This window comes from Streptacidiphilus sp. MAP12-33 (genome assembly GCF_041261265.1).
Taxonomy (GTDB): domain Bacteria; phylum Actinomycetota; class Actinomycetes; order Streptomycetales; family Streptomycetaceae; genus Streptacidiphilus.
In genome coordinates this window covers 65890-85456 of the sequence record NZ_JBGCCA010000042.1, presented here as the reverse complement: position 1 = coordinate 85456, position 19567 = coordinate 65890, and the positions used below count along the sequence as shown (strand labels likewise).

Annotated in this window: 20 protein-coding genes and 1 pseudogene; 8 read left to right on the top strand and 13 right to left on the bottom strand. The window is 73.3% G+C overall.

Annotated elements, in window-relative coordinates; genetic code table 11:
* The 3 genes and pseudogenes from ABH931_RS33460 to ABH931_RS33450 form a co-directional block, all read left to right on the top strand.
* Positions 1–177, top strand: a pseudogene (locus ABH931_RS33460) (serine hydroxymethyltransferase); the annotation flags it as partial.
* A 131-nt stretch (positions 178–308) separates the two neighbouring features.
* On the top strand, positions 309–1676 hold the full coding sequence (locus ABH931_RS33455; protein ID WP_370121928.1) for an L-serine ammonia-lyase: 1368 nt from the start codon (positions 309–311) through the stop codon (positions 1674–1676).
* A gap of 123 nt (positions 1677–1799) precedes the next feature.
* The gene (locus ABH931_RS33450; RefSeq protein ID WP_370121926.1) at positions 1800–2264 is read left to right on the top strand and encodes a MarR family winged helix-turn-helix transcriptional regulator; all 465 of its coding nucleotides are present in this window, start codon (positions 1800–1802) and stop codon (positions 2262–2264) included.
* 34 nt (positions 2265–2298) lie between these two features.
* Here the strand turns inward: ABH931_RS33450 and ABH931_RS33445 are convergent, their stop codons facing one another.
* From ABH931_RS33445 to ABH931_RS33435, 3 genes are all read right to left on the bottom strand, one after another.
* Complete coding sequence (locus ABH931_RS33445) at positions 2299–3177, bottom strand: BTAD domain-containing putative transcriptional regulator (RefSeq protein ID WP_370121923.1); 879 nt, start codon at positions 3175–3177, stop codon at positions 2299–2301.
* 176 nt (positions 3178–3353) lie between these two features.
* On the bottom strand, positions 3354–3779 hold the full coding sequence (locus ABH931_RS33440; protein WP_370121920.1) for a PaaI family thioesterase: 426 nt from the start codon (positions 3777–3779) through the stop codon (positions 3354–3356).
* A 78-nt stretch (positions 3780–3857) separates the two neighbouring features.
* Complete coding sequence (locus tag ABH931_RS33435) at positions 3858–5411, bottom strand: MFS transporter (RefSeq protein WP_370121917.1); 1554 nt, start codon at positions 5409–5411, stop codon at positions 3858–3860.
* Between the two features lie 132 nt (positions 5412–5543).
* Between ABH931_RS33435 and ABH931_RS33430 the strand changes: the two genes are divergently transcribed.
* Positions 5544–6494: an aldo/keto reductase gene (locus tag ABH931_RS33430; RefSeq protein ID WP_370121914.1), complete on the top strand. Its 951-nt coding sequence runs from the start codon at positions 5544–5546 to the stop codon at positions 6492–6494.
* Between the two features lie 94 nt (positions 6495–6588).
* Here the strand turns inward: ABH931_RS33430 and ABH931_RS33425 are convergent, their stop codons facing one another.
* The 10 genes from ABH931_RS33425 to ABH931_RS33380 all read right to left on the bottom strand — a co-directional run bounded on the left by ABH931_RS33425 (position 6589) and on the right by ABH931_RS33380 (position 16131).
* Positions 6589–7290, bottom strand: a complete 702-nt coding sequence (locus tag ABH931_RS33425) for an HAD family hydrolase (RefSeq protein ID WP_370121911.1) — start codon at positions 7288–7290, stop codon at positions 6589–6591.
* A complete protein-coding gene (locus ABH931_RS33420; RefSeq protein ID WP_370121909.1) occupies positions 7280–8917 on the bottom strand; it encodes an FAD-dependent monooxygenase in 1638 nt (545 codons plus the stop codon). The genes ABH931_RS33425 and ABH931_RS33420 overlap by 11 nt, the downstream gene beginning before the upstream one ends.
* Positions 8905–9648 carry an SDR family NAD(P)-dependent oxidoreductase gene (locus tag ABH931_RS33415; protein WP_370121906.1) on the bottom strand — a complete coding sequence of 248 codons (744 nt, stop codon included), beginning with the start codon at positions 9646–9648 and terminating at the stop codon, positions 8905–8907. Before ABH931_RS33415 ends, ABH931_RS33420 begins: the two co-directional genes overlap by 13 nt.
* Positions 9649–9682: 34 nt before the next feature.
* The gene (locus ABH931_RS33410) at positions 9683–10669 is read right to left on the bottom strand and encodes a 3-oxoacyl-ACP synthase III family protein (protein WP_370121904.1); all 987 of its coding nucleotides are present in this window, start codon (positions 10667–10669) and stop codon (positions 9683–9685) included.
* Positions 10670–10731: 62 nt separating this feature from the next.
* Positions 10732–11484 (bottom strand): 3-oxoacyl-ACP reductase FabG, encoded by a 753-nt coding sequence (gene fabG, locus ABH931_RS33405; RefSeq protein WP_370121901.1) that lies wholly within the window; start codon positions 11482–11484, stop codon positions 10732–10734.
* Positions 11481–12725 carry a beta-ketoacyl synthase gene (locus ABH931_RS33400; RefSeq protein WP_370121899.1) on the bottom strand — a complete coding sequence of 415 codons (1245 nt, stop codon included), beginning with the start codon at positions 12723–12725 and terminating at the stop codon, positions 11481–11483. The genes fabG and ABH931_RS33400 overlap by 4 nt, the downstream gene beginning before the upstream one ends.
* Positions 12725–12961 (bottom strand): acyl carrier protein, encoded by a 237-nt coding sequence (locus ABH931_RS33395; RefSeq protein ID WP_370121896.1) that lies wholly within the window; start codon positions 12959–12961, stop codon positions 12725–12727. Before ABH931_RS33395 ends, ABH931_RS33400 begins: the two co-directional genes overlap by 1 nt.
* A gap of 60 nt (positions 12962–13021) precedes the next feature.
* Complete coding sequence (locus tag ABH931_RS33390; protein ID WP_370121893.1) at positions 13022–14053, bottom strand: 3-oxoacyl-ACP synthase; 1032 nt, start codon at positions 14051–14053, stop codon at positions 13022–13024.
* Positions 14050–15069, bottom strand: a complete 1020-nt coding sequence (locus tag ABH931_RS33385) for a ScbA/BarX family gamma-butyrolactone biosynthesis protein (RefSeq protein WP_370121890.1) — start codon at positions 15067–15069, stop codon at positions 14050–14052. The genes ABH931_RS33390 and ABH931_RS33385 overlap by 4 nt, the downstream gene beginning before the upstream one ends.
* A gap of 126 nt (positions 15070–15195) precedes the next feature.
* The gene (locus ABH931_RS33380; protein WP_370121888.1) at positions 15196–16131 is read right to left on the bottom strand and encodes an NADP-dependent oxidoreductase; all 936 of its coding nucleotides are present in this window, start codon (positions 16129–16131) and stop codon (positions 15196–15198) included.
* A 153-nt stretch (positions 16132–16284) separates the two neighbouring features.
* Between ABH931_RS33380 and ABH931_RS33375 the strand changes: the two genes are divergently transcribed.
* The 4 genes from ABH931_RS33375 (at position 16285) to ABH931_RS33360 (ending at position 19518) form a co-directional block, all read left to right on the top strand.
* The gene (locus ABH931_RS33375; RefSeq protein ID WP_370121885.1) at positions 16285–16743 is read left to right on the top strand and encodes a MarR family winged helix-turn-helix transcriptional regulator; all 459 of its coding nucleotides are present in this window, start codon (positions 16285–16287) and stop codon (positions 16741–16743) included.
* A 28-nt stretch (positions 16744–16771) separates the two neighbouring features.
* On the top strand, positions 16772–17398 hold the full coding sequence (locus tag ABH931_RS33370; RefSeq protein ID WP_370121882.1) for an MBL fold metallo-hydrolase: 627 nt from the start codon (positions 16772–16774) through the stop codon (positions 17396–17398).
* Between the two features lie 75 nt (positions 17399–17473).
* A complete protein-coding gene (locus ABH931_RS33365) occupies positions 17474–18454 on the top strand; it encodes a zinc-binding alcohol dehydrogenase family protein (protein ID WP_370121879.1) in 981 nt (326 codons plus the stop codon).
* Between the two features lie 29 nt (positions 18455–18483).
* Positions 18484–19518, top strand: a complete 1035-nt coding sequence (locus ABH931_RS33360; protein ID WP_370121877.1) for a ketoacyl-ACP synthase III family protein — start codon at positions 18484–18486, stop codon at positions 19516–19518.
* Positions 19519–19567: the final 49 nt, after the last annotated feature.

The following is a 19567-nucleotide window of genomic DNA, read 5'->3' as shown; positions in this document are numbered from 1 at the left end:
CTGCGCATCGGCACCCCGGCGCTCGCCACCCGCGGCTTCACGGCCGAGGACTTCCGCGAGGTCGCCGACGTCATCGCCGAAGCCCTCAAGCCGACCTTCGACGAGGCCAAGGCCGCCGAGCTGTCCGCCCGCGTCAGCGCACTGGCCGCGAAGCACCCGCTGTACCCCGACCTGTAAGCACCAGGTCACCGCAGAAAGGCGGGGGCACCGCGCACACTGGAACCAGACGGTGCGTGCGGTGCCCCCACCCATGAGCGCAGCTCGTCCCGCCTTCCCCTCAGCCCCACCCACAAGACAAGGGCGTCCTCGTGGCCATCAGCGTCTTCGACCTCTTCTCCATCGGCATCGGCCCGTCCTCCTCGCACACGGTCGGCCCGATGCGGGCGGCGCGCATGTTCGCGCGCCGGCTGAAGTCGGAGGGCCTGCTGACCGACGTCGCCGCCGTCCGCGCGGAGCTCTTCGGCTCTCTGGGCGCGACCGGCCACGGCCACGGCACGCCGAAGGCGGTCATGCTCGGCCTCGCGGGCAAGTCGCCCCGCACCGTCGACGTCGAGCAGGCCGACCTGGACGTCGAGCAGATCAAGGCGACCAAGCGGATCGCGCTGCTCGGCACCCACGAGATCGCCTTCGACCCGGACAGCGAGCTGATCCTGCACCGGCGGCGGTCGCTGCCGTACCACGCGAACGGCATGACGCTCTGCGCCTACGACGCGGCCGGCGTCCCGCTGCTGGAGAAGACCTACTACTCGGTCGGCGGTGGCTTCGTCGTCGACGAGGACGCGATCGGCGCGGACCGCGTGGTGCTGGACGACACCGTGCTGAAGTACCCCTTCCGCACCGGCGCCGAGCTGCTGCGCCTGACCACCGAGACGGGCCTGTCCATCTCCTCGCTGATGCTGGAGAACGAGAAGGCCTGGCGCAGCGAGACCGAGATCCGCACCGGCCTGCTGGAGATCTGGGCCGTGATGCAGGAGTGCGTGCGCAACGGCATGCACCACGAGGGCATCCTCCCCGGCGGCCTCAAGGTCCGCCGCCGCGCGGCCTCCGGCGCGCGCGCCCTGCGCGTCGAGGGCATCGGCCCGGCCAACGCGATGGAGTGGGTGACCCTCTACGCCATGGCCGTCAACGAGGAGAACGCGGCCGGCGGCCGCGTCGTCACCGCCCCGACGAACGGCGCGGCCGGCATCATCCCGGCGGTCCTGCACTACTACCTGAACTTCATCCCGAGCGCGGACGAGGACGGCATCGTCCGCTTCCTGCTCGCGGCGGGCGCGGTCGGCATGCTCTTCAAGGAGAACGCCTCCATCTCCGGCGCCGAGGTCGGCTGCCAGGGCGAGGTCGGCTCCGCCTGCTCCATGGCCGCCGGCGGCCTCGCCGAGGTCCTGGGCGGCACCCCGGAGCAGGTCGAGAACGCGGCCGAGATCGGCATCGAGCACAACCTCGGCCTCACCTGCGACCCGGTCGGCGGCCTGGTCCAGATCCCGTGCATCGAGCGCAACGGCATGGCGGCGGTCAAGGCCGTCACCGCCGCCCGCATGGCCCTGCGCGGCGACGGCCGCCACCACGTCTCGCTGGACAAGGCGATCAAGACGATGAAGGAGACGGGCGCCGACATGAAGGTCAAGTACAAGGAGACCTCCCGCGGCGGCCTCGCGGTCAACGTCATCGAGTGCTGACGGTCGGGCCCACCGCAGGGAGCGGCCGACGCGTGACGGGGCGCCCGCTGGTCGAAACGTGTATCAGGGCTCTACCATAGTGTAGGGTGCTCCTCCGTTCGCACCCGAGGGAGGAGTTGGTCCATGGCCACCGGATCGCACAGCCGAAGCGAGGGCTTCGACCAGCTCAATCTCCGTCTGGGGCAGGTGATCAAGCGCGCGGAGCAGGCGCTGATCACCGAGAAGTCGAAGGCGCTGCGCCAGTTCGGCCTGACGGTCCCCCAGTACGCCGCGTTGATGATCCTCGCCCGCTCGGGCGGGGCGTCCGGGGCGACGGTGGCGCGGGAGTGCATGGTGACCCCGCAGACCATGTCGACGATCCTGAACAACCTGGAGCAGAAGGGCCTGATCGAGCGGGAGACCTCCCACCTGCACGCCAAGGTGCTGGTGGCCAAGCTCAGCCGCTCGGGTCGGGCCCTGACCCGCAAGGCGGACAAGGCGGCGCTGGAGGTCGAGCAGCGACTGAGCTCGGAGTTCTCCGAGACCGAGGAGAGCCAGCTGCGGGAGCTGCTGGAGCGGGCCGTCAAGGCGCTGGGCGGACAGGACTGACCGCCACACCCTGACGGCCCCGGCGGGTCGAGGTTCAGCTCGCCAGCCGTGGCTGCGGGATGCGTCCCGTCGTGGGCAGATCGAGGGCCGGGTCGCCGCGCAGGATCTGCGTCTGCAGGCGCAGCAGGTTGTCGCCGGGCTCCAGGCCGAGCTCTGCGACCAGACGGTCGCGCAGGTCGCGCAGGACCGTGAGGGCCTCGGCCCGGCGGCCGCCGCGGTAGAGGGCCAGCATGAGAAGGCCGCAGAGCGACTCGTTCAACGGGTGCTGCGCCGAGAGTTCCAGCAGCTCGCCGACCACGGAGTAGTGGTCGCCCGCCTCCAGGTCCGCGACCAGCCGGGCCTCCTGGACTGCCAGGCGCTCCTCCTCCAGGCGCGGCAGCAGTGCGCCGAGTCTGATGCCGCAGGCGACGTTCACCAGTGGCGCGCCGCGCCACAACGTCAGGGCTCCGCTCAGCAGTTCGCGTCCCTCCTGGGCGCAGCCGCGGCGCAGGGCCGACCGGCCGGCATGATCGAGGGCGGTGAACCGCAGCGTGTCGATCTGGAGCAGCTCGTCGGCGAGGCGGTAGCCGCCGCCCTCGGTGACCAGCACCCGCTCGGCCGTCGCCTCCGCGGACAGGCCGGTCGCCTGCGCAAGGCTGCGGCGCAGCTGGGCGACGTAGGTCTGCACGGTGCCCTGCGCCGACTTGGGTGGCTCCTCGCCCCACAGCTCCTCGGCGACCGCCGTGGCGGAGACCGCGCGCTGCACCCGCGAGGCGAGCAGTGCCAGGACGACCCGCGGTTTGGGCGCGACGGGCAGCGCCTCCCCTCTCCGGTCGACCACGGTGAGTGGGCCGAGTAGCCGGATCTCCGCGCTCCGGCTTCCTCCGAACCGGCTCCCCGTCCCGCTGGGCACGCTGGGCAACTGTGCTGTCATGACCATCCCCCTGTTGGCGACCATCGGCATCATATATGAGCACTGATACAGCGACGGTGCCGTACTGGTGTCAGCCCCGTTAAGAGGGCGTCGTTTTCAACTTCCCATCTCAAGTGGCTGACTGGGGTATGTCTGGATCTGGATTGGTATACGTACAAGCGACAGGAGAAGGTCCCTCAGCGGGTCCTTCGCCGGGCCGGAACCGCACAGGTGAGGCGGGCGACACAGGCCAGTGTGCCCGCTTCGTCCGTGATCCTGATCTCATAGGTGGCGGAGGTCCGGCCGAGGTGCAGCGCGGTGGCGGTCCCTGTGAGCACGCCTCGGCGGGCGGCCGCGAGATGAGTGCACGACAGCTCCTGGCCGACGATGATGCGGTCGGGACCGGCGTGCATCCATGCGCCGAGGGACCCGAGGGTCTCCGCAAAGGCGGCGTTGGCTCCGCCGTGCAGTATGCCCACGGGCTGCCGGTTTCCCGCGACGGGCATGGTGCCGACGACCCGGCCGGCCGTGCACTCGGTGATCCGGATGCCCAGGCGCTCGGTCAACTGCTCGTCGGCGTAGGGGTCCAGGACCGGGATGTCGCCGAGAGACGCGAGTGTCATCGATGTTTCTCCTCATGGTGATGCGGGCGGGGCACCCGGCGGATGCCGGATGCCCCGTGGTCGTTCCGGCGCGGGGCCTCAGCCGGCGGCCGGTTCGAGCGCCGCCTCCGGCGCGCCCTGCGCCGCCGCGGGCTCGGCGGCGGTGCGGCCGGCCATCAGCAGGCCGACGGTCACGGCCGCGACCACGCAGGCGACCGCGACGATCCACATGGTGGTGTGGAAGCCCGAGGTGTACGCGTGCTGGAGGGAGTCCGCCAGGCCCGCCGGGGCGTTCGACACCGCGGCCACCGCGCCCTTGAGGTCACCTTGCAGGAGCCGGGAGGTGACCGCGTCGGAGGTCGCCGGACCGCTCAGGCCGGACCGGGTGAAGGCCGCGACCATCGAGCCCAGCGCCGCCATCGAGACGACGTCCGCGGTCAGCCGGACGGTGTTGAACATGCCCGCGGCCATGCCCATGCGCTCCGGGGAGACCGCGGAGACGGCGGCCCCGTCCAGGATGCCGAGCGAGATGCCGTAGCCGATGCCCAGGCAGAGCAGCGGCCCCACCAGTCCGGCGGTCCCGGAGGAGGGCCCGGTGACGGCCAGCCAGCCGGCGCCGACCGCGGAGAAGCCGAGCAGGATCACGAAGAGCGCCCGGATCCCGACCTTCTGGGCCACCATGCCGGTCAGCGCGGGAGCCACCAGCGAGGGGCCGGTGAGCAGGAGCAGGACCAGGCCGATGTGCAGCGCCGACAGTCCGCCGGTGGCCATCAGGTAGGGCGGCAGCACGATCACCAGGGCGACGAAGCTGAACGCCAGGACGAGCGGCACCAGGCAGATCGCCAGGAACCTGCGCTCCGCGAGCAGCGAGAGGTCGAACATCGGTGCGGCGGTGCGCCGTTCGACCACCACGAAGGCGACCAGAAGGACGGCGGTGAGCACCAGCGAGACCACGACGGCCGGGCTGCCCCAGCCCTTCGCGGCGGCCTGGACCAGGGCGAACACGAAGAGCGCCACGGCCAGACTGAAGGAGAGGCTGCCGGGCCAGTCGAAACGCCCGCCCGCGCTGCCGGGGGACGCCGGCAGCAGCGGCACGCTCAGCAGCACCAGCGCGGAGGCGGCGGCCAGGACCAGGAAGACCGAGCGCCAGCCCCAGCTGTTGACCAGCAGACCGCCGAACATCGGCCCGAAGGCCAGACCGGCGCCGAGGAAGGTGCCGAAGAGGCCGAACGCCTTGGCCCGGGCGGTCCCGTCGAACGCCTGGGCCAGGATCGCCGTGACGCTGGCCAGTGCGGCGCCGCTGCCGAATCCGGCGACGGCACGGGAGACGTCCAGCAGCACGATGTCGTTCGCCAGCCCGGAGACCGCCATCCAGAAGGCGAAGAAGGCCATGCCGATGGTGAACATCCGGCGGTGGCCGATCCGGTCGGCCAGCGAGCCCATCGCGGCAAGACTACTGGAGGCGGTGAGCATGTAGCCGTCGACCACCCACTGGGCGGAGGCCAGACTGCTGTGCAGATCGGCACCGATGGAGGGGACGGCGACCGAGGGGCCGGTGACGACGAGGGTCATCAGTGGTCCGACCACGCAGGCGGCGGCCAGTGTCGCCCGGGCGTTGCCGCCGGCCGGTGGTGAGGAGACCTGACTGGACAAGGCTGGAGTCCTTTACCGTCGTTCGAGATGTATCAGGAGCGGATTACTCATCAGGGTACTTATACTCGCGTGTATGCTGTCAAGTGCGCCGCGGCCCTCCGGCCCCGGCCTTGGCAAGCGAGAGGTGAACTGATGCGGCAGACCGTGCTGGGACAGTCCGGGATCGTCACCGGGGTACTGGGTCTCGGCTGCATGGGGATGTCCTGGGGCTACGACGAACTGGGCCGCGACGACGACACTTCCGTTGCCGTCGTCCACCGCGCCCTGGAGCTCGGCAGCACGCTGATCGACACCGCCGATCAGTACGGGCCCTTCACCAACGAGGAGTTGGTGGGCCGGGCGCTGCGCGGCCGACGCGAACGGGCGGTGCTGGCCACCAAGGGCGGCCTGGTCGTCGAAGAGGGCTACCGCAGCCGCCGCGACGGGCGCCCGGAGCACCTGCGCGCCGCCCTCGACGCCAGCCTGCGCCGCCTCGGCGTGGACCACGTCGACCTCTACCAGCTGCACCGGATCGACCCGCAGGTCCCGGTGGAGGAGAGCTGGGGCGCGCTCGCCGAGATGGTGGAGCAGGGCAAGATCCGGGCCCTCGGCCTGTCCGAGGCCGGCGTGGACGAGATCGAGCGGGCCCACGCCGTGCACCCGGTGTCGACGGTCCAGAGCGAGCTGTCGCTGTGGAGCCGCGACGCCCTGGAGCAGGGCGTCGTCGAGCACTGCGCGCGGCGCGGCATCGCCTTCGTCGCCTTCGCCCCGCTGGGGCGCGGCTTCCTGGCCGGGCACATCGCCTCCTCGGCCGACCTGCCGCAGGCGGACGGACGGCACAACATCCCGCGCTACCGTTCCGAGGCCATCGAGGCCAACCAGGCGCTCGTCGAGCGGGTCCGCAAGGCCGCGGAGTCGAGCGGGTGCACCACCGCCCAGGCGGCCATCGCCTGGACCCTGGCGCAGGGGTCGCACGTGCTCGCCATCCCGGGCACCAAGACCCCGCGCTACCTGGAGGAGAACACCGCCGCGGAGGCGGTCCGGCTCTCCCCCGAGGCCCTGGACCTGCTGGCCGACCTGCCGACCGCGATCGGCGCCCGGTAGCGCAGCCCCAGCCAGTGCCGCGGCGCCGGCCGGGACTGCGGCGCCGCAGTCCCGGCCTGCGCCGGCCCGAGGCGTCCGGCCCGAGGCGTCCGGCTCAGACCGGCTGCCGGACCGTGTCCCGCATGGTCGCGGCCGACCTGACCTGCCATCCGCGCTGCGCCGCGAGCTGGAGCATCCGCGGATGGTCGCCGATCACGGTCGCCCGGCCGAGCTGTTCCAGCATCGGCAGGTCGCCCGGGTCGTCGGCGTATCCGTGGCAGTCCCGCGGATCGGCGCCGAAACGCCGCAGCAGCTCCTGCACCGCCCCGGACTTCGCAGCCCCGAACATCGGACGGCCGATGGACCCGGTCAGTCGGCCGCCCGCATCCAGCGCGGGCTCCGTGCAGACGACCGCGTCCACGCCGAGGAACTCCGCCAGCGGGTGCAGGCTCGCCGCCCAGGCGCCGGAGACGATCGCCGTCAGATGGCCTGCGTCCTGGTGGGCACGCAGGGCCGAAACCGCGCTCTCGATCAGCGGCACCCCCTCCGCCTCCAGGTCACGGAACCACTCGCGCCCCTCGTCCAGCAGGTCGCTCCAGCGCTCACCGGCGAAGACCGCGTAGAACGCGTCGAGAACCTCCGCCGGGGTGAGCCCGAGGCGGGCCAGCCTGCGGATGGGCTCAGTGACCGCCTCGTAGCGGCTGCCGTCGTCGCCCTCCCGCCGCAGCCGCCAACGGAGCATGGAGAAGGGGCTCTTCATCGCGATCAGCGTCTCGTCGGCGTCGAAGAACGCGATCACGGGCCGTTCAGTCGGCATGCGCAGGGACCTCCAGTCGTGCGTGGATCTCGGCGGCGTCCAGCGCGGTCCGGGCCAGCAGATGGCCGTCCGGACGGATCAACGCGGCCGCCGCGGCGGGGCCGAGGGCCCGGCGCAGCGCGTCCGGCACCCTCGCGTCGAGGGTGAGCGCCGCGGTCGCCTCGCCGAGCGTGGCGCGGACCCGGGCGCAGTCCTCGGCGCCGGAGCCGTCCTCGCCCGGCCACAGCAGGACGGTGCGGCGGTCCCGGTCCACCCGGGGCCACGAGGCGCCGTCCCAGGACGGCCCGTCCGGAGCACCGGTCAGCAACGGGAGGCGGCCGCCGACTCCGACGCGGCCCTCGGGGACGGTGGCGGAGAACTCCGCCAGCCAGTCGGCCGCGGACACCGGCGCCGCCGGTGCGACCGCGCCGTCCGGGCGGCCGTAGTGGGTGTCGGTCTGGCCGAGCTGCGGCGCCATCCAGCGCTGGAACAGCCCGCTCGCGTCCGCGGCGCGGAACGCGGCATCGCGCTCGGCCACTTCGTCCGCAGTGCCGGCCAGCGCTGCCCTGGTCATCAACGCCGTCGCGCGGGAGACCAGTTGGGAGGTGGTCCGGCGCTCGGTGTCGTAGTCGTCCAAGGCGTCCGGGGACAGCGCGCCGCGCAGCACGCCGCCCAGCCTCCAGGCCAGGTTGACGGCGTCCTGCATGCCGGTGTTCATGCCCTGCCCGCCCGCCGGGCTGATCACGTGGGCGGCGTCGCCGACCAGGAAGCAGCGCCCCCGGCGGAAGGCCTCCGCGAGCCGGACCCGCACCCGGAAGGCACCGCTCCACAGCAGCTCCCGTACCGTGGTGCGCCCGGCCGCGCGCTTGTCCACGAGTTCCTGGAAGACGTCCAGGCGGGGCGGGTTGTCGTCCGAGTAGGCGTCGTGCGGAACGTTGACGGCGATCCGGAAGACCCCGCCACCCATCGGCCCGAGCACGATCGCGCCGTTCGGGGAGTAGCAGTAGTGCGACAGGTCGTCGCCGAGGGTGGTCTCCAGCAGCGCGTCAGTGATCGCGAAGCTGACGTCCACCTGCGGACCGGCGTACCCGATGCCCAGCTCCTTGCGGACCGTGCTGTGGGCGCCGTCGGCGCCGAGCACCCAGCCGGGCGAGGTCTCCTCGCGGCGGCCGTCCGGGTGCTCCAGCACCGCCCGGGGCAGCCCGTCCGGCCCCTCGGCGGCCAGCGAGCGCAGGACCACCCCGCGCTCCACAGTCCCGCCGAGTTCGCGCAGGCGGCGCTCCAGGATCTGCTCGGTGCGCTCCTGGGCGATCATCACTGCGAAGGGGTAGGGGGTGTCGTCGAGTGCGCTCAGCCGGGCGGCGGCGAGCAGCTCGCCGTCGGAGTAGAAGGCGGTGCCCTGGAGGTGGTGGCCCTCGGCGGCCAGCTCGGCGCTGACGCCGATCCGGTCGAGCAACTCCAGGTTGCGCGGCCACACGACGTTGGCGCGCGAGTGCCCGGTGTGGCCGCGCGCGGCGTCGACCACCCGGACCCGGACGCCCTGCTGCACCAGCTCGCAGCCGAGCACCAGTCCCACCGGGCCGGCGCCCACTACGAGCACGTCGGCGTCGGGGCCGGAGCGCTCGCCCCGCTCGGTCAGGCCGCCCACAGCAGACCCCCGTTGACCTCCATGACGTGCCCGTTGACGTAGGAGGACTCGTCGGCCGCGAGGAACACCGCGGTGGCGGCGACCTCCTCGGGCCGGCCCAGCCGGCCGGACAGCAAGCGGCCCCGGTAGGTCTCCCAGGCCCGCTCGTTCTCCGCCAGGGCCTTGCCCATCCCTTCGTCGATGTAGCCGGGCGACAGGCAGTTGACTGTGATCCCCTTGGGGGCCAGTTCCACCGCGCTGGTGCGGGTGAACATCTCCACCGCCGCCTTGCTCGCGCTGTACGCGGACGCCCCGGTGGCGGCGCGGCTGGCGACGCAGGACGAGACGTTGATGATCCGGCCGCCGCCGCGGGCGGTCATCGGCTCGATGGCCGCCCGGGTGCACAGGAACACGCCGGTGAGGTTGGTGCCGATGGTGACGTTCCAGTCGGCCAGCGACAGCCGGCCGATCCGGCCGTCGCGGCTGGCACCGGCGTTGTTGACCAGGATGTCCAGGCCCCCGAAGCGCTCGACGGCATAGGCCATCAGCGCAGCCACGGAGTCCTCGTCGGTGACGTCGGTGGCCACGAAGTCCACCTGGTCGGGGTACTTCTCCTGCAACTCGCCGATCTCGTACGGCCTGCGCGCCGCGCAGACCACCAGCGCCCCCTCCGCGAGGTAGGCCTCGACCGTTGCCCGGCCCAGGCCGCGCGTGCCGCCAGTGATCACGGCGGTCTTCCCGCTCAGTCGCACGTCTTCGTCCTCTTCTCGTTCACTGCGGGCTCGTTCAGTACCAGGTCAGCAGGGTGGCGCCGGCCGTCATGCCGCCGCCGACGGAGGCCAGCAGCACCCGCTCGCCGCGCCGCAGCGGCCGTTCCCGGTGAGCGGCGTGGAGGGTCAGCGGGACGGACGCAGCGGCGGTGTTACCCAGCCTGGGAGCGGTGAGGGTGACCTTGCCGGTGTCGATCCCGGCCTCCTCGGCGAAGGTCTCCAACAGCCGGGTGTTGGCCTGGTGGAAGACGAACCGGTCCACGTCGCCCAGGTCGACGGTCGCGTCGTCCAACACCTGGCCGACCAGCTTGTGCAGGCTGCTCAGGGCGTAGTCGCGCACGGCCCGGCCGTTCATGTGGAACAGGTGCTCGCCCGCGGCGCGGGCCCGCTCGTCCGACGCGGTGCGGGTGCCGCCGGCCTCGACGCCGACCAGGTGGTGCAGGTCGCCGTCGGTGACCAGGCGCGAGGCCTGGATCCCGTAGCCCTCGGGCACCTCGCCGACCACGACGGCCCCCGCGCCGTCGCCGAACAGGCTGACCGTGCGCCGGTCCTGACGGTTCATGATCGAGGAGAACTTGTCCGCCCCGACCAGGAGCGCGGTCCCGCCCGGGCGCCCCGCCGTCAGCAGCCCCTCGACGACGGCCAGGCCGAAGAGAAAGCCGCTGCAGACGGCGTTCACGTCGAAGGACGGGATGCTCGGCAGCCGGAGCTTGTGCTGGACGATCGCCGCCGTGGAGGGCTGCGGCACGTCCGGGGTGCAGGTGGCGACCACGAGCGCGGCCAGCCGCTCCACCGCCTCCGGTCCCGCCGCGTGCAGCGCCTCGCGGGCGGCCGGCACGGCCAGGTCGGAGGTCGCGACCGAGTCCTCGGCGTAGCGGCGTTCCAGTACGCCGGTACGCTCCGCGACCCACTCCGTTGTGGCGCCGGTCCAGGCGCTGATCTGATGGTTGTCGACGATCCGCGCGGGTGTCTCCGCGCCGATCCCGAGAATGCCCACGGGCATGCCGAGTCTCCTCCGGGAGGTAGTTGCCAGGAAGTGGGGGCGGCCGCAGCCGTGCCGGTCCGTCAGTGGCCCATGCCGAGGCCGCCGCTGACGGGCAGGACGGCACCGGTGACGTAGGCCGCCTGCTCCCCGGTGAGGAAGCAGACGGCCTCGGCCACGTCCTCCGGGGTGCCCGGTCGCCGCAGCGGGGTCATCGCGAGGTACTCCGCCCGCCGGGCCGGACGCAGCTCCTTGGTCATGTCGGTCTCGATCAGACCGGGCGCCACCACGTTCGCGGTGATCCCGCGCCCGCCCAACTCCCAGGCCAGGGAGCGGGCCAGGCCCACCAGCGCGGACTTGGAGGCCGCGTAGTTGGTCTGGCCGGGGGAGCCCGCCAGGGCCACCGCCGACGAGACCAGGACCACCCGGCCCCAGCGGGCCGCGAGCATGCCGCGCGCGGCCCGCCGGGTCAGCAGGAAGACGGAGCGGAGGTTGGTGGCCAGGACCTCGTCCACCTGCTCGTCGGACATGCCGAGCAGCAGGGCGTCCCGGGTGATCCCGGCGTTGGCGACCAGTACCTCCACCTCGCCGAGCTCCGCCGTGATCTCGTCGAAGGCCCGGCCGACCTGCTCCGGATCGGTGACGTCGCAGCGCACGCCGAACAGCCCCGCCGGGGGTTCGCCGGTGCGGTAGGTGACGGCGACCCGGTCGCCCCGCGCGGCCAGCCGGCGCGCGATCGCGAGGCCGATGCCCCGGTTGCCTCCGGTGACCAGCACCGTACGTCCGGCACCGGCACCGACGCCGGTGCCGGTGCCGGACATCTCGTCGACGCTCATGCGGGGGTCACCACGACCACGGCGTTCTGACCGCCGAAGCCGAAGGAGTTGTTGACCGCCGCCAGCGGCTTGATCGGACGCGCCTCCCCCGCCACCACGTCCACCTCGATCTCCGGGTCCTGCCGGCCGAGGTTGGCCGTCGGCGGGACCTCGCCGCGCTCCACGGCCAGCACCGTGTACGCGGCCTCGGCCGCGCCCGCGGCACCGAGCAGGTGCCCGACGACACCCTTGGTCGAGGTCACCGCGGGTCCGTCGCCGAAGACGCGACGGATCGTCCGCGCCTCGGTGACGTCGTTGAGCGGCGTCGAGGTGCCATGCGCGTTGACGTGGGCCACGTCCTGCGGACCGAGGTCCGCGTCGGCCAGGGCCGCGCGGATCGCCCGCTCGGCGCCGGAGCCCGTCGGGTCGGGCGCGGAGGCGTGGTGGCCGTCGGCGGAGGCGCCGAAGCCCGCGATCAGCGCACGTGTCCGCGCCCCACGGGCCCGTGCGTCCTCCAGACGCTCCAGGACCAGCAGCGCCGCGCCCTCGCCCGCGACGAAGCCGTCGCGGTCGGCGTCGAAGGGCCGGGAGGCGCCTCGGGGGTCGTCCAGGCGCTTCGACAGCGCACCGGCCCTGGCCAGGCTGGCCATGGCGGTCGGCGACATCGCCGCCTCGGTCCCGCCGGCGATGGCCACGTCGCAGGCACCGGTCTCCAGCAGCATCCGGGCGTACCCGATGGCGGTGTTGCCGGAGGCGCAGGCGGTGGAGACCACCTGGTTGGGCCCGAGTGCCTTGAGATCCATGGCGATGTAACCGGCCGTCATGTTGACCGGACCCATCACCATGAGCAGCGGGGAGACCATGGCCGAGCCGTCCGCGAGGAAGGCGCCGTGTTCGCGCTCGACGGTGTTCCAGCCGCCGAGCGAGGTGCCGACGACGACCGCGACCCGGGCCCCGTCCCAGACCGCCGGGTCGAGCCCCGCGTCCGCGACCGCGAGCCGCGCGGCCTGGACCGCGAGCTGGCTGGCCCGGTCCATCCGCCAGGCGGTGCGCCGGCCGAGCAGCGCCACCGGGTCGAAGCCCGGTACCCGGCAGCTGAAGTCGACGGGGAGCCCGTCGAGTTCGGCCGTGCGGTCGGCGGTGGGCCGCCCGGACCAGACGCGGTCCACATTGGCCTCCACGCCGATCCCGGCCGGGGTGACCAGGCCGAGCCCGGTCACTGCCGTCCGCGGACGCGGGCGCCCGACGGTCGCCTGCGCCATCAGTGGACCTCGGCCGGGGTGAGCAGGTCCAGGATGGTGCCGAGGGTGGCCTCCGGGGTCAGCGCGGTGTCGTCCACCAGGACGCCGAACTCCTTCTGGATCAGCACGCTGAGTTCGATGAGCGCGAGCGAGTCCAGATCGAGCTCCTCGAGGGTGGCCTCGGGGCGCAGGTCGTCGGCGACCAGTCCGAGCTTCGCGGTAAGCAGGCCGTTCAGTCGCTGCTGGATGTCCGTCATGGGATGTCTCCTTGTCGTCGGATGCGGGTTGTCGTCGGAATCGGTGAGGTGCCGGGTCGTTCAGCGCTGTGGCGCGGAGACGACCATGGCGGTGAAGGTGAAACCGCCGCCGCCGTTCAGCAGCAGCGCGAACTCGCCGGGGGCAAGCAGGTCCTGGGCGGCGAGGTCGGCGACCGAGGCGTTCAGGTCGCCCGCGCCGACGTGACCGCTCGCGCGGCCGAGGTCGAGCTGCGGGGCGGAGGTGGCGGCGGCCAGGGGCGGCGCGTAGGCCTCCTCCAGCGCCTTGGTGCCGAGCCGCGGCAGCACCGCGTGGCGCAGCCGGGGATCGTCGGGGGCCAGCCCGGCCTCGGCCAGGCAGGTGGTGACGGCGGCGGTGATCCGCCGGGCCGCCGCGTCGAGGAAGAACGGGGTGCCGTAGGTCCGCACGAAGTGCCGCTTGGGGCGCCGCACGTCGATCATCGGGCTGTGGCTCAGCGGGTTCTCGTTGAGCCCGTCCTCGCCGCGGTGCATCACCTCCAGCTCGGCCGCCACGGTGGTGGTGACGGCGTGGAGCAGCAGGTCGGCGTCCGCGGTCCGGCGGTCGACCAGCACCGCGGTCGCCACGTCGCCGGCGGCCATGCCGTAGTCGGACTTCCAGCGGTGCCAGCTCGGCATCAGGAACCGGTCGGCCGTGGTGACCAGCGCGGGGCCCGCGTCCGGGTCGGCGAGCAGCCGCGCCACCGCGCTCTCGATCCCGATGGCGCCGCCGTTGCACTGCTGCAGCAGCCCGACGGGGACGGCGTCGTGGGCACCGAGCGTGTGGGCGACGTAGTGCGGGGCGGACCAGGCGTCGTGGCCCTGGTAGTGAACGCAGGCGTGCAGCAGTTGGCCCAGGTCGGCCGGGTTCTGGCCGGTGCGGGCCAGCAGGGTCCGGGCGGCCAGGACGGCCATGTCCGGGGGTGCGGTCTTCTCACTGACCGGCAACGAGGTGTAGCCGAGGTCCCTGGCGGTGCGGGCGTCGACGTCGCCGCAGGCGAGGGCCTCCTCGACGGTCTGCCGGTCCGCCGGGTACCAGGCCTCGGCCGAGAGGCCGAGGGGTGCGGGCAGTCTCATCGCTCGGAGCTCCCGACCACCTGGACGCGGACCCGGCACATGTCCACGCCGCGCTGCCGGACGGACACCTCCACGGGCACGGCCCCCGGCAGGTCGTCCGCGACCTGGACGGCCGGGGCGGCGGCGAGTTCGACGTCGGCGTCGAGCTCGACGAACTGGTGGAACTCGGCGTCGAGGCCGCTCACGTAGCCACGCGCGGCGCCCGGGGCGGTCCCGGGGGCGGTGCCCACCACGGCCAGGGCCGCCTGCCTGGCGGCCTCCAGCAGCGCCATGGCGGGCACGTGGTCGAGCGGGTGGTCGTACAGGGAGGGGTGCGCGACCGGCGCCTCGACCAAGGCGGCGAGCCGGCCCTCCGCGTGCCGGAGGTCGGTCAGCATGACGTTCTCCGGCCGGGCCCGGCCGACCTCGCCGGGGCTCGGCCGCACGCCGCGGGGCAGCCGCGGCATGTCCGCCGAGGAGGGCGGCTCGGTGCCGCGGCGCGCTCGCCGGTAGCCGAGGTAGCCGTCGGCACTCAGGTAGCCGGCGGTCACCGTGCTGCTGCCCGCGACCTCGCCGTCCCGGCGCAGTTCGACGTCGAAGGTCGCGGCCAGCAGCGTGGCCCCGCGGTGCCGCAGGTCCCGTGCCGTGATCACGAGTTCGAGCTCGTCGGGGGCCTCGGCCGAGGCGGTCAGCAGGTCCGGCCGCCGCAGCCGGGTCTGCCAGGTGCTGATCAGGAAGGAGGTCCCCAGTGGCACTCCGAGATGCCGGTGGGCGACCACGGTGACGGCCTGGCGCACGCACTCCAGCAACAGCAGCGGGTCGGTGCGCCCGGCGTCGGCGGCCTGGTCGTTGAAGTAGGCGTGGGCGCGCGGAAGTTGCGCGGCCACCCGCCAGCGGTCGGCGTCGCCGGGCCGGCAGTCGGTGACGAACACCTCCAGCACCGCGGCACGGTGCACCAGGGCTCGCTCGACGGGCCGGCTGAAGTCCAGCGGGCCCGCCGATGTCAGCGGATCCGGCCGGAGTTCGGTGAGGGTCATCGGCGCCTACCTGTTCGTGTCGAACGTGTTCGGTACTCGAACGACCCTTCCAGGCGGCGCCGCAGATCCGCCCTCAGCCGCGTTCAGATCCGCCCGACGGGCGCGATCGGCCCGATGCAGATCCGGTCAAGAGTCACTGGAGACGACGTCCAGGACGACCTTGCCCCGCCCGTGGCCGTCGGCGACCAGGCGGTGCGCGTCGGCCGCGCGGGCCAGCGGGAAGGCCGCGCGGACATGCACCGAGAGCTCGCCCTTGTCGGCGAGGGCGACCAGCTCGGCGAGGTCGCGCGCGTCGGGCCGGACGAAGACGTGGCGACCGCCCAGGGCGATAGCGTCGGCGGAGACGGAGGCGATCCGGCCGCCCGGGCGCAGCAGCACGGGCGATCCGGCCAGCGTCTCGCCGCCCATCAGGTCGAAGACGGCGTCGACGCCCTCCGGGGCCAGCGCCCGGACCCGGTCCGCCAGTCCGGGGCCGTAGGCCACCGGCTCGGCACCGAGTTCCCGCAGGTGGGCATGGTTGGCCGGGCCGGCCGTGCCGATCACCCGCGCGCCGAGGATCCGGCCCAGCTGGACCGCGAAGGAGCCGACGCCACCGGCGGCCGCGTGCACCAGCAGCGTCTCGCCGCACCGGAGGTCGAGATGGCGGCGCAGCGCCTGGAAGGCCGTCAGCCCGGCGGCCGGAAGGCCCGCGGCCTGCCGCCAGGACAGGGCCGCCGGCTTGTGCGCCAGCGTGCGCACCGGCGCCGCTACGTACTCGGCGTAGGTGCCGCGGCCCAGGTGGTCCTCGCGGACGTACCCGACCACCTCGTCGCCGGGCGCGAACTCGGTGACGGAGCTGCCGACCCGTTCCACCACCCCGGCCAGGTCGCAGCCCATCACCATGGGGAAGCTGCGCTCGAACCAGTCGTCGATGTAGCCTTCGCGAATCTTCCAGTCCGCCGGGTTCACTCCGGCGGCCACGGTTCGGACCAGGACGAAGTCCGGGCCGACCTTGGGCAGCGGCAGGTCGAGCAACTCCAGCGCCGACGGACCGCCGTAGGCGCGGATGGCAACTGCCTTCATTCGAACTCCTCCTGATCCGGCGTCCCCGCCTCACTAGCAGGGCCCTGATGAGTAACCTAGTTCGAACCACGGTCAGCATGCAGGGCACACCGCGTGCCGGCCGGAATGACAGCACCCTGGTATTCATAAGGGCCTTGACATTAGGATCACCTGGTGACGACACTCATGCCGCAGGGGCCGGAGACCGCCGGGTTGCGCCCGCAGCTCGGCACTCTCATCAAACGGCTCTCCCACCTGGCGGCCAGGGTCACCACGAGCGCGCTGCAACCCAGCGGGCTCAACCCGGCCCAGCACGCGGCGCTGCGCCACATCCGCACCACCGGCGGATGTTCGGCGGCGGCGTTGGCCCGTCTGTGCGCGGTCAGCCCGCAGTCGATGGGACTGCTGCTCACCACGCTCGAACGGGAGGGACTGATCACCCGCACGCCTTCGGCCGTGCACCCGCGCGTCCTGGAGATCCGGCTGAGCCGGGCCGGGGCCCGCACGCTCCGGTCGGCCGACCGGAGTCTCGAGGCCGCCCTCGACGCGTTCGTCGAGATCCTCGGACCCGCCCACGCCGAGGCCCTCCAGGCCGGCCTGGACCGCGCCGTCACCGCGCTGACCAGGCCCTGACCCGGCGCCCCTCCGACCAGCTGAGGCCATGCTCACCCTCTCCGTCGCAAGCGGCATGTACCGCACCAACGTCCACGTCCTCGCCGAGGGCCCGGGCGCGGCGTGCGTCATCGTCGACCCCGGCCACCAGGCCTTCCAACCCGTTCTCGACCTGGTCGAGAAGCACCGGCTCACCCCGGAGGCGGTGCTGCTCACCCACGGTCACATGGACCACACCTGGGACGCGGCGCCGCTCGCCGACCACTTCGGCGTCCCGGCCTGGATCCACCCGGCCGACCGCTACCAGCTCGGCGCACCCGCCAAGGGACTCCCGGCCAACTGGCCCCAGGACGAGCTGGTGGACCACCCGAACCGGGAGCCCGCCGAGGTCCGGGCGCTGCCCGAACAGGAGGCAGAACTCCGGCTCGCCGGGATCGGGCTGACGGTGCTGCCCTCCCCCGGCCACACCGGCGGCTCGGTGATGTTCCTGGCCGAGGGCGACCGTCCGGTGCTGCTGTCCGGCGACACCCTGCTGGCCGGCGGCCCCGGCCGCTCCGACGCACCGGGCGGCAGCTCGACGGCGCTGCGCCGCTCCCTGCAACAGCTCGCTGCCCGGGTTCCGGCCGGGACCCGGCTGCTGCCCGGCCACGGACCGACCGCCGCACTGGCCGGCTGACCCGCCCCCGGCCCCACCCGGGCCCGCCCGGCGCGGGCCGACGCCGCCCGACACCACAACCCGAAGGACCATCCCATGCGCACAGTCCAGTTCAGCTCCGTCGGCGACCCGTCCGTGCTGGAGGTCGCCGAGGGCGTCGCTCCCGAGCCCGGCCCCGGTCAGGTCTCCCTCGACGTGAGCCACGCGGGCGTCAACTTCGCCGAGGTCATGTTCCGGCGCGGCCAGTTCCCGGTCGACCTGCCGCACCGGCCCGGCCTGGAGGCGGCCGGCACGGTGCGGGCGCTGGGCGAGGGCGTCACCGGCCTGAGCGCCGGCCAGCCCGTCGCGGCGCTGACCCTGGCCGGTGGCGGTCAGGCCGACGTGGCGATCGCCCCGGCGGAGCACGTCGTCCCGCTCGACGGCACGCTCGCGGGCCTGGACCCGGCACTCGCCGCCGGCGCGCTCGCCAATGTCGCGACCGCCTACGGCGTGCTCACCTCCGCCGGACGCCTCGCGCCCGGTGAGACGGTCGTGGTGCTGGCCGCCGCCGGCGGCGTCGGCACCGCGGCCGCGCAGCTGGCCCGCAGGCTCGGTGCCCGCGCGGTCATCGGCGCCGCGAGCACCCCGGCGAAGGCCGGCTACGCGGCCCGCTTCGGCTACGACGCGGTGGTGGGCTACGAGGAGCTGGCCGCCGAGATCGACCGGCGGACCGACGGCGCCGGCGCGGACCTGGTCCTCGACTCGGTCGGCGGCGCCTACCGCGAGCGGATCACCCCGATGCTCGGACTCTTCGGCCGGCACGTCATCTTCGGCAACGCCGCCCAGGACGACGTCTCCTTCGAGGGCAACCACGTCTGGTACCACAGCAGTTCGCTGACCGGATACAACCTGGGCGGCGTGGCCCACCGCGCGCCCGCGCTGCTCCGTGACTACCTGGAGTCCGCGCTCGCCTCGGTGGCCGGGGGCAGCGTCTCCGTCGACCTGACCGTGCTGCCCATCCAGGACGTTGCCAAGATCCACGAGCTGCTGGAGAGCCGCGCCTCCACCGGCAAGTACGTCCTCGACCTCCGCCGCTGACCCCCTCCCGACCCCGGAAGGAACCTGTCGTGAAACTGACCCGTGAGCTCGGCCTGGCGGCCGTCACCGCGTACTTCCCCACCGCCCGCCAGGGGGCGGAGGAGGCGATGGCCCTCGGACTGGTGGACGCGGAGGACGCCGAGACCCTCGGCAGGCCGGAGCTGCCGGTCTCCGCGGATCTCGCTCCCCCGGAGATGGCCGTCGCGGCAGGGCGGCAGGCCCTGGAGGAGGCCGGTGTGGATCCCGCCAGGGTGGGCCTGCTGGTGCACTCCTGGATGCACCACCAGGGCCACGACATCTGGTCCGCGCCCCACTACGTCGCCCACCAGCTCGGCGCGGAGCGAGCCCAGCCGGTCGGCGTCCAGCAGCAGTGCAACGGCGGGGTGGCCGCCCTGGAGACCGCCGCCGCGCGGCTGCTGGTGGACCCCTCGATCGACCACGCACTGGTCACCACGGGCGACCGGTTCGTGGAGCCGGGCTGGCGACGCTGGACGTCCGACTACGGCATCGCCTTCGGCGACGCGGCCACCGCCCTGCTGCTGCACGAGCGCGACGACGAGACGGACATGTTCACGCTGAGCGGCATCGCCATCGCCGCTGCCCCCGAGTTGGAGGAGATGCACCGCGGCGACGACCCCTTCAGCACCGACACCCGTCCCGACGGCGAACACGCGGACCTGCGCCGCCGCAAAAAGGCGTACCTCGCCCGTCGGGGCATCGAGGGCTTCGCCAAGGCCGGCGCGCTGAAGCTGCGCCAGGTCGTCACCGAGTCCCTGGCGGACGCCGGACTGGAGCCCGACGACCAGCGCATCGCCTGCGTCGCCCTGCCTCGGCTCGGCCGCAAGACGATCACGGACATCTACGCCCCGGCCGTCGCCGCGATCACCGGCGCGCCCGTGCACGACTACGGCCACACCGGCCACCTCGGCACCGGCGACGCGGCCGCCAGTCTCGCCGAGTTCCGGCAGCGCCGTCTGGTGCCCGCCGGGCAGTACGGCGTGGTGCTCACCGCGGGCGGCGGCTTCACCTGGTCCTCGATCGTGGTGCGCACCCCGGAGCGCTGACGCACCGGGCCGTCATCGGCTGAGCGGTCATCGGGCTGAGCGGTCGTCG

What these genes read in the sequence shown, in the direction of transcription:
- ABH931_RS33450 (WP_370121926.1), top strand. Translation starts at nt 1,800, where the DNA reads ATGGCCACCGGATCGCACAGCCGAAGCGAGGGCTTCGACCAGCTCAAT.
- ABH931_RS33445 (WP_370121923.1), bottom strand. Translation starts at nt 3,177, where the DNA reads ATGACAGCACAGTTGCCCAGCGTGCCCAGCGGGACGGGGAGCCGGTTC.
- ABH931_RS33440 (WP_370121920.1), bottom strand. Translation starts at nt 3,779, where the DNA reads ATGACACTCGCGTCTCTCGGCGACATCCCGGTCCTGGACCCCTACGCC.
- ABH931_RS33430 (WP_370121914.1), top strand. Translation starts at nt 5,544, where the DNA reads ATGCGGCAGACCGTGCTGGGACAGTCCGGGATCGTCACCGGGGTACTG.
- ABH931_RS33425 (WP_370121911.1), bottom strand. Translation starts at nt 7,290, where the DNA reads ATGCCGACTGAACGGCCCGTGATCGCGTTCTTCGACGCCGACGAGACG.
- ABH931_RS33410 (WP_370121904.1), bottom strand. Translation starts at nt 10,669, where the DNA reads ATGCCCGTGGGCATTCTCGGGATCGGCGCGGAGACACCCGCGCGGATC.
- fabG (WP_370121901.1), bottom strand. Translation starts at nt 11,484, where the DNA reads ATGAGCGTCGACGAGATGTCCGGCACCGGCACCGGCGTCGGTGCCGGT.
- ABH931_RS33400 (WP_370121899.1), bottom strand. Translation starts at nt 12,725, where the DNA reads ATGGCGCAGGCGACCGTCGGGCGCCCGCGTCCGCGGACGGCAGTGACC.
- ABH931_RS33395 (WP_370121896.1), bottom strand. Translation starts at nt 12,961, where the DNA reads ATGACGGACATCCAGCAGCGACTGAACGGCCTGCTTACCGCGAAGCTC.
- ABH931_RS33390 (WP_370121893.1), bottom strand. Translation starts at nt 14,053, where the DNA reads ATGAGACTGCCCGCACCCCTCGGCCTCTCGGCCGAGGCCTGGTACCCG.
- ABH931_RS33385 (WP_370121890.1), bottom strand. Translation starts at nt 15,069, where the DNA reads ATGACCCTCACCGAACTCCGGCCGGATCCGCTGACATCGGCGGGCCCG.
- ABH931_RS33380 (WP_370121888.1), bottom strand. Translation starts at nt 16,131, where the DNA reads ATGAAGGCAGTTGCCATCCGCGCCTACGGCGGTCCGTCGGCGCTGGAG.
- ABH931_RS33370 (WP_370121882.1), top strand. Translation starts at nt 16,772, where the DNA reads ATGCTCACCCTCTCCGTCGCAAGCGGCATGTACCGCACCAACGTCCAC.
- ABH931_RS33365 (WP_370121879.1), top strand. Translation starts at nt 17,474, where the DNA reads ATGCGCACAGTCCAGTTCAGCTCCGTCGGCGACCCGTCCGTGCTGGAG.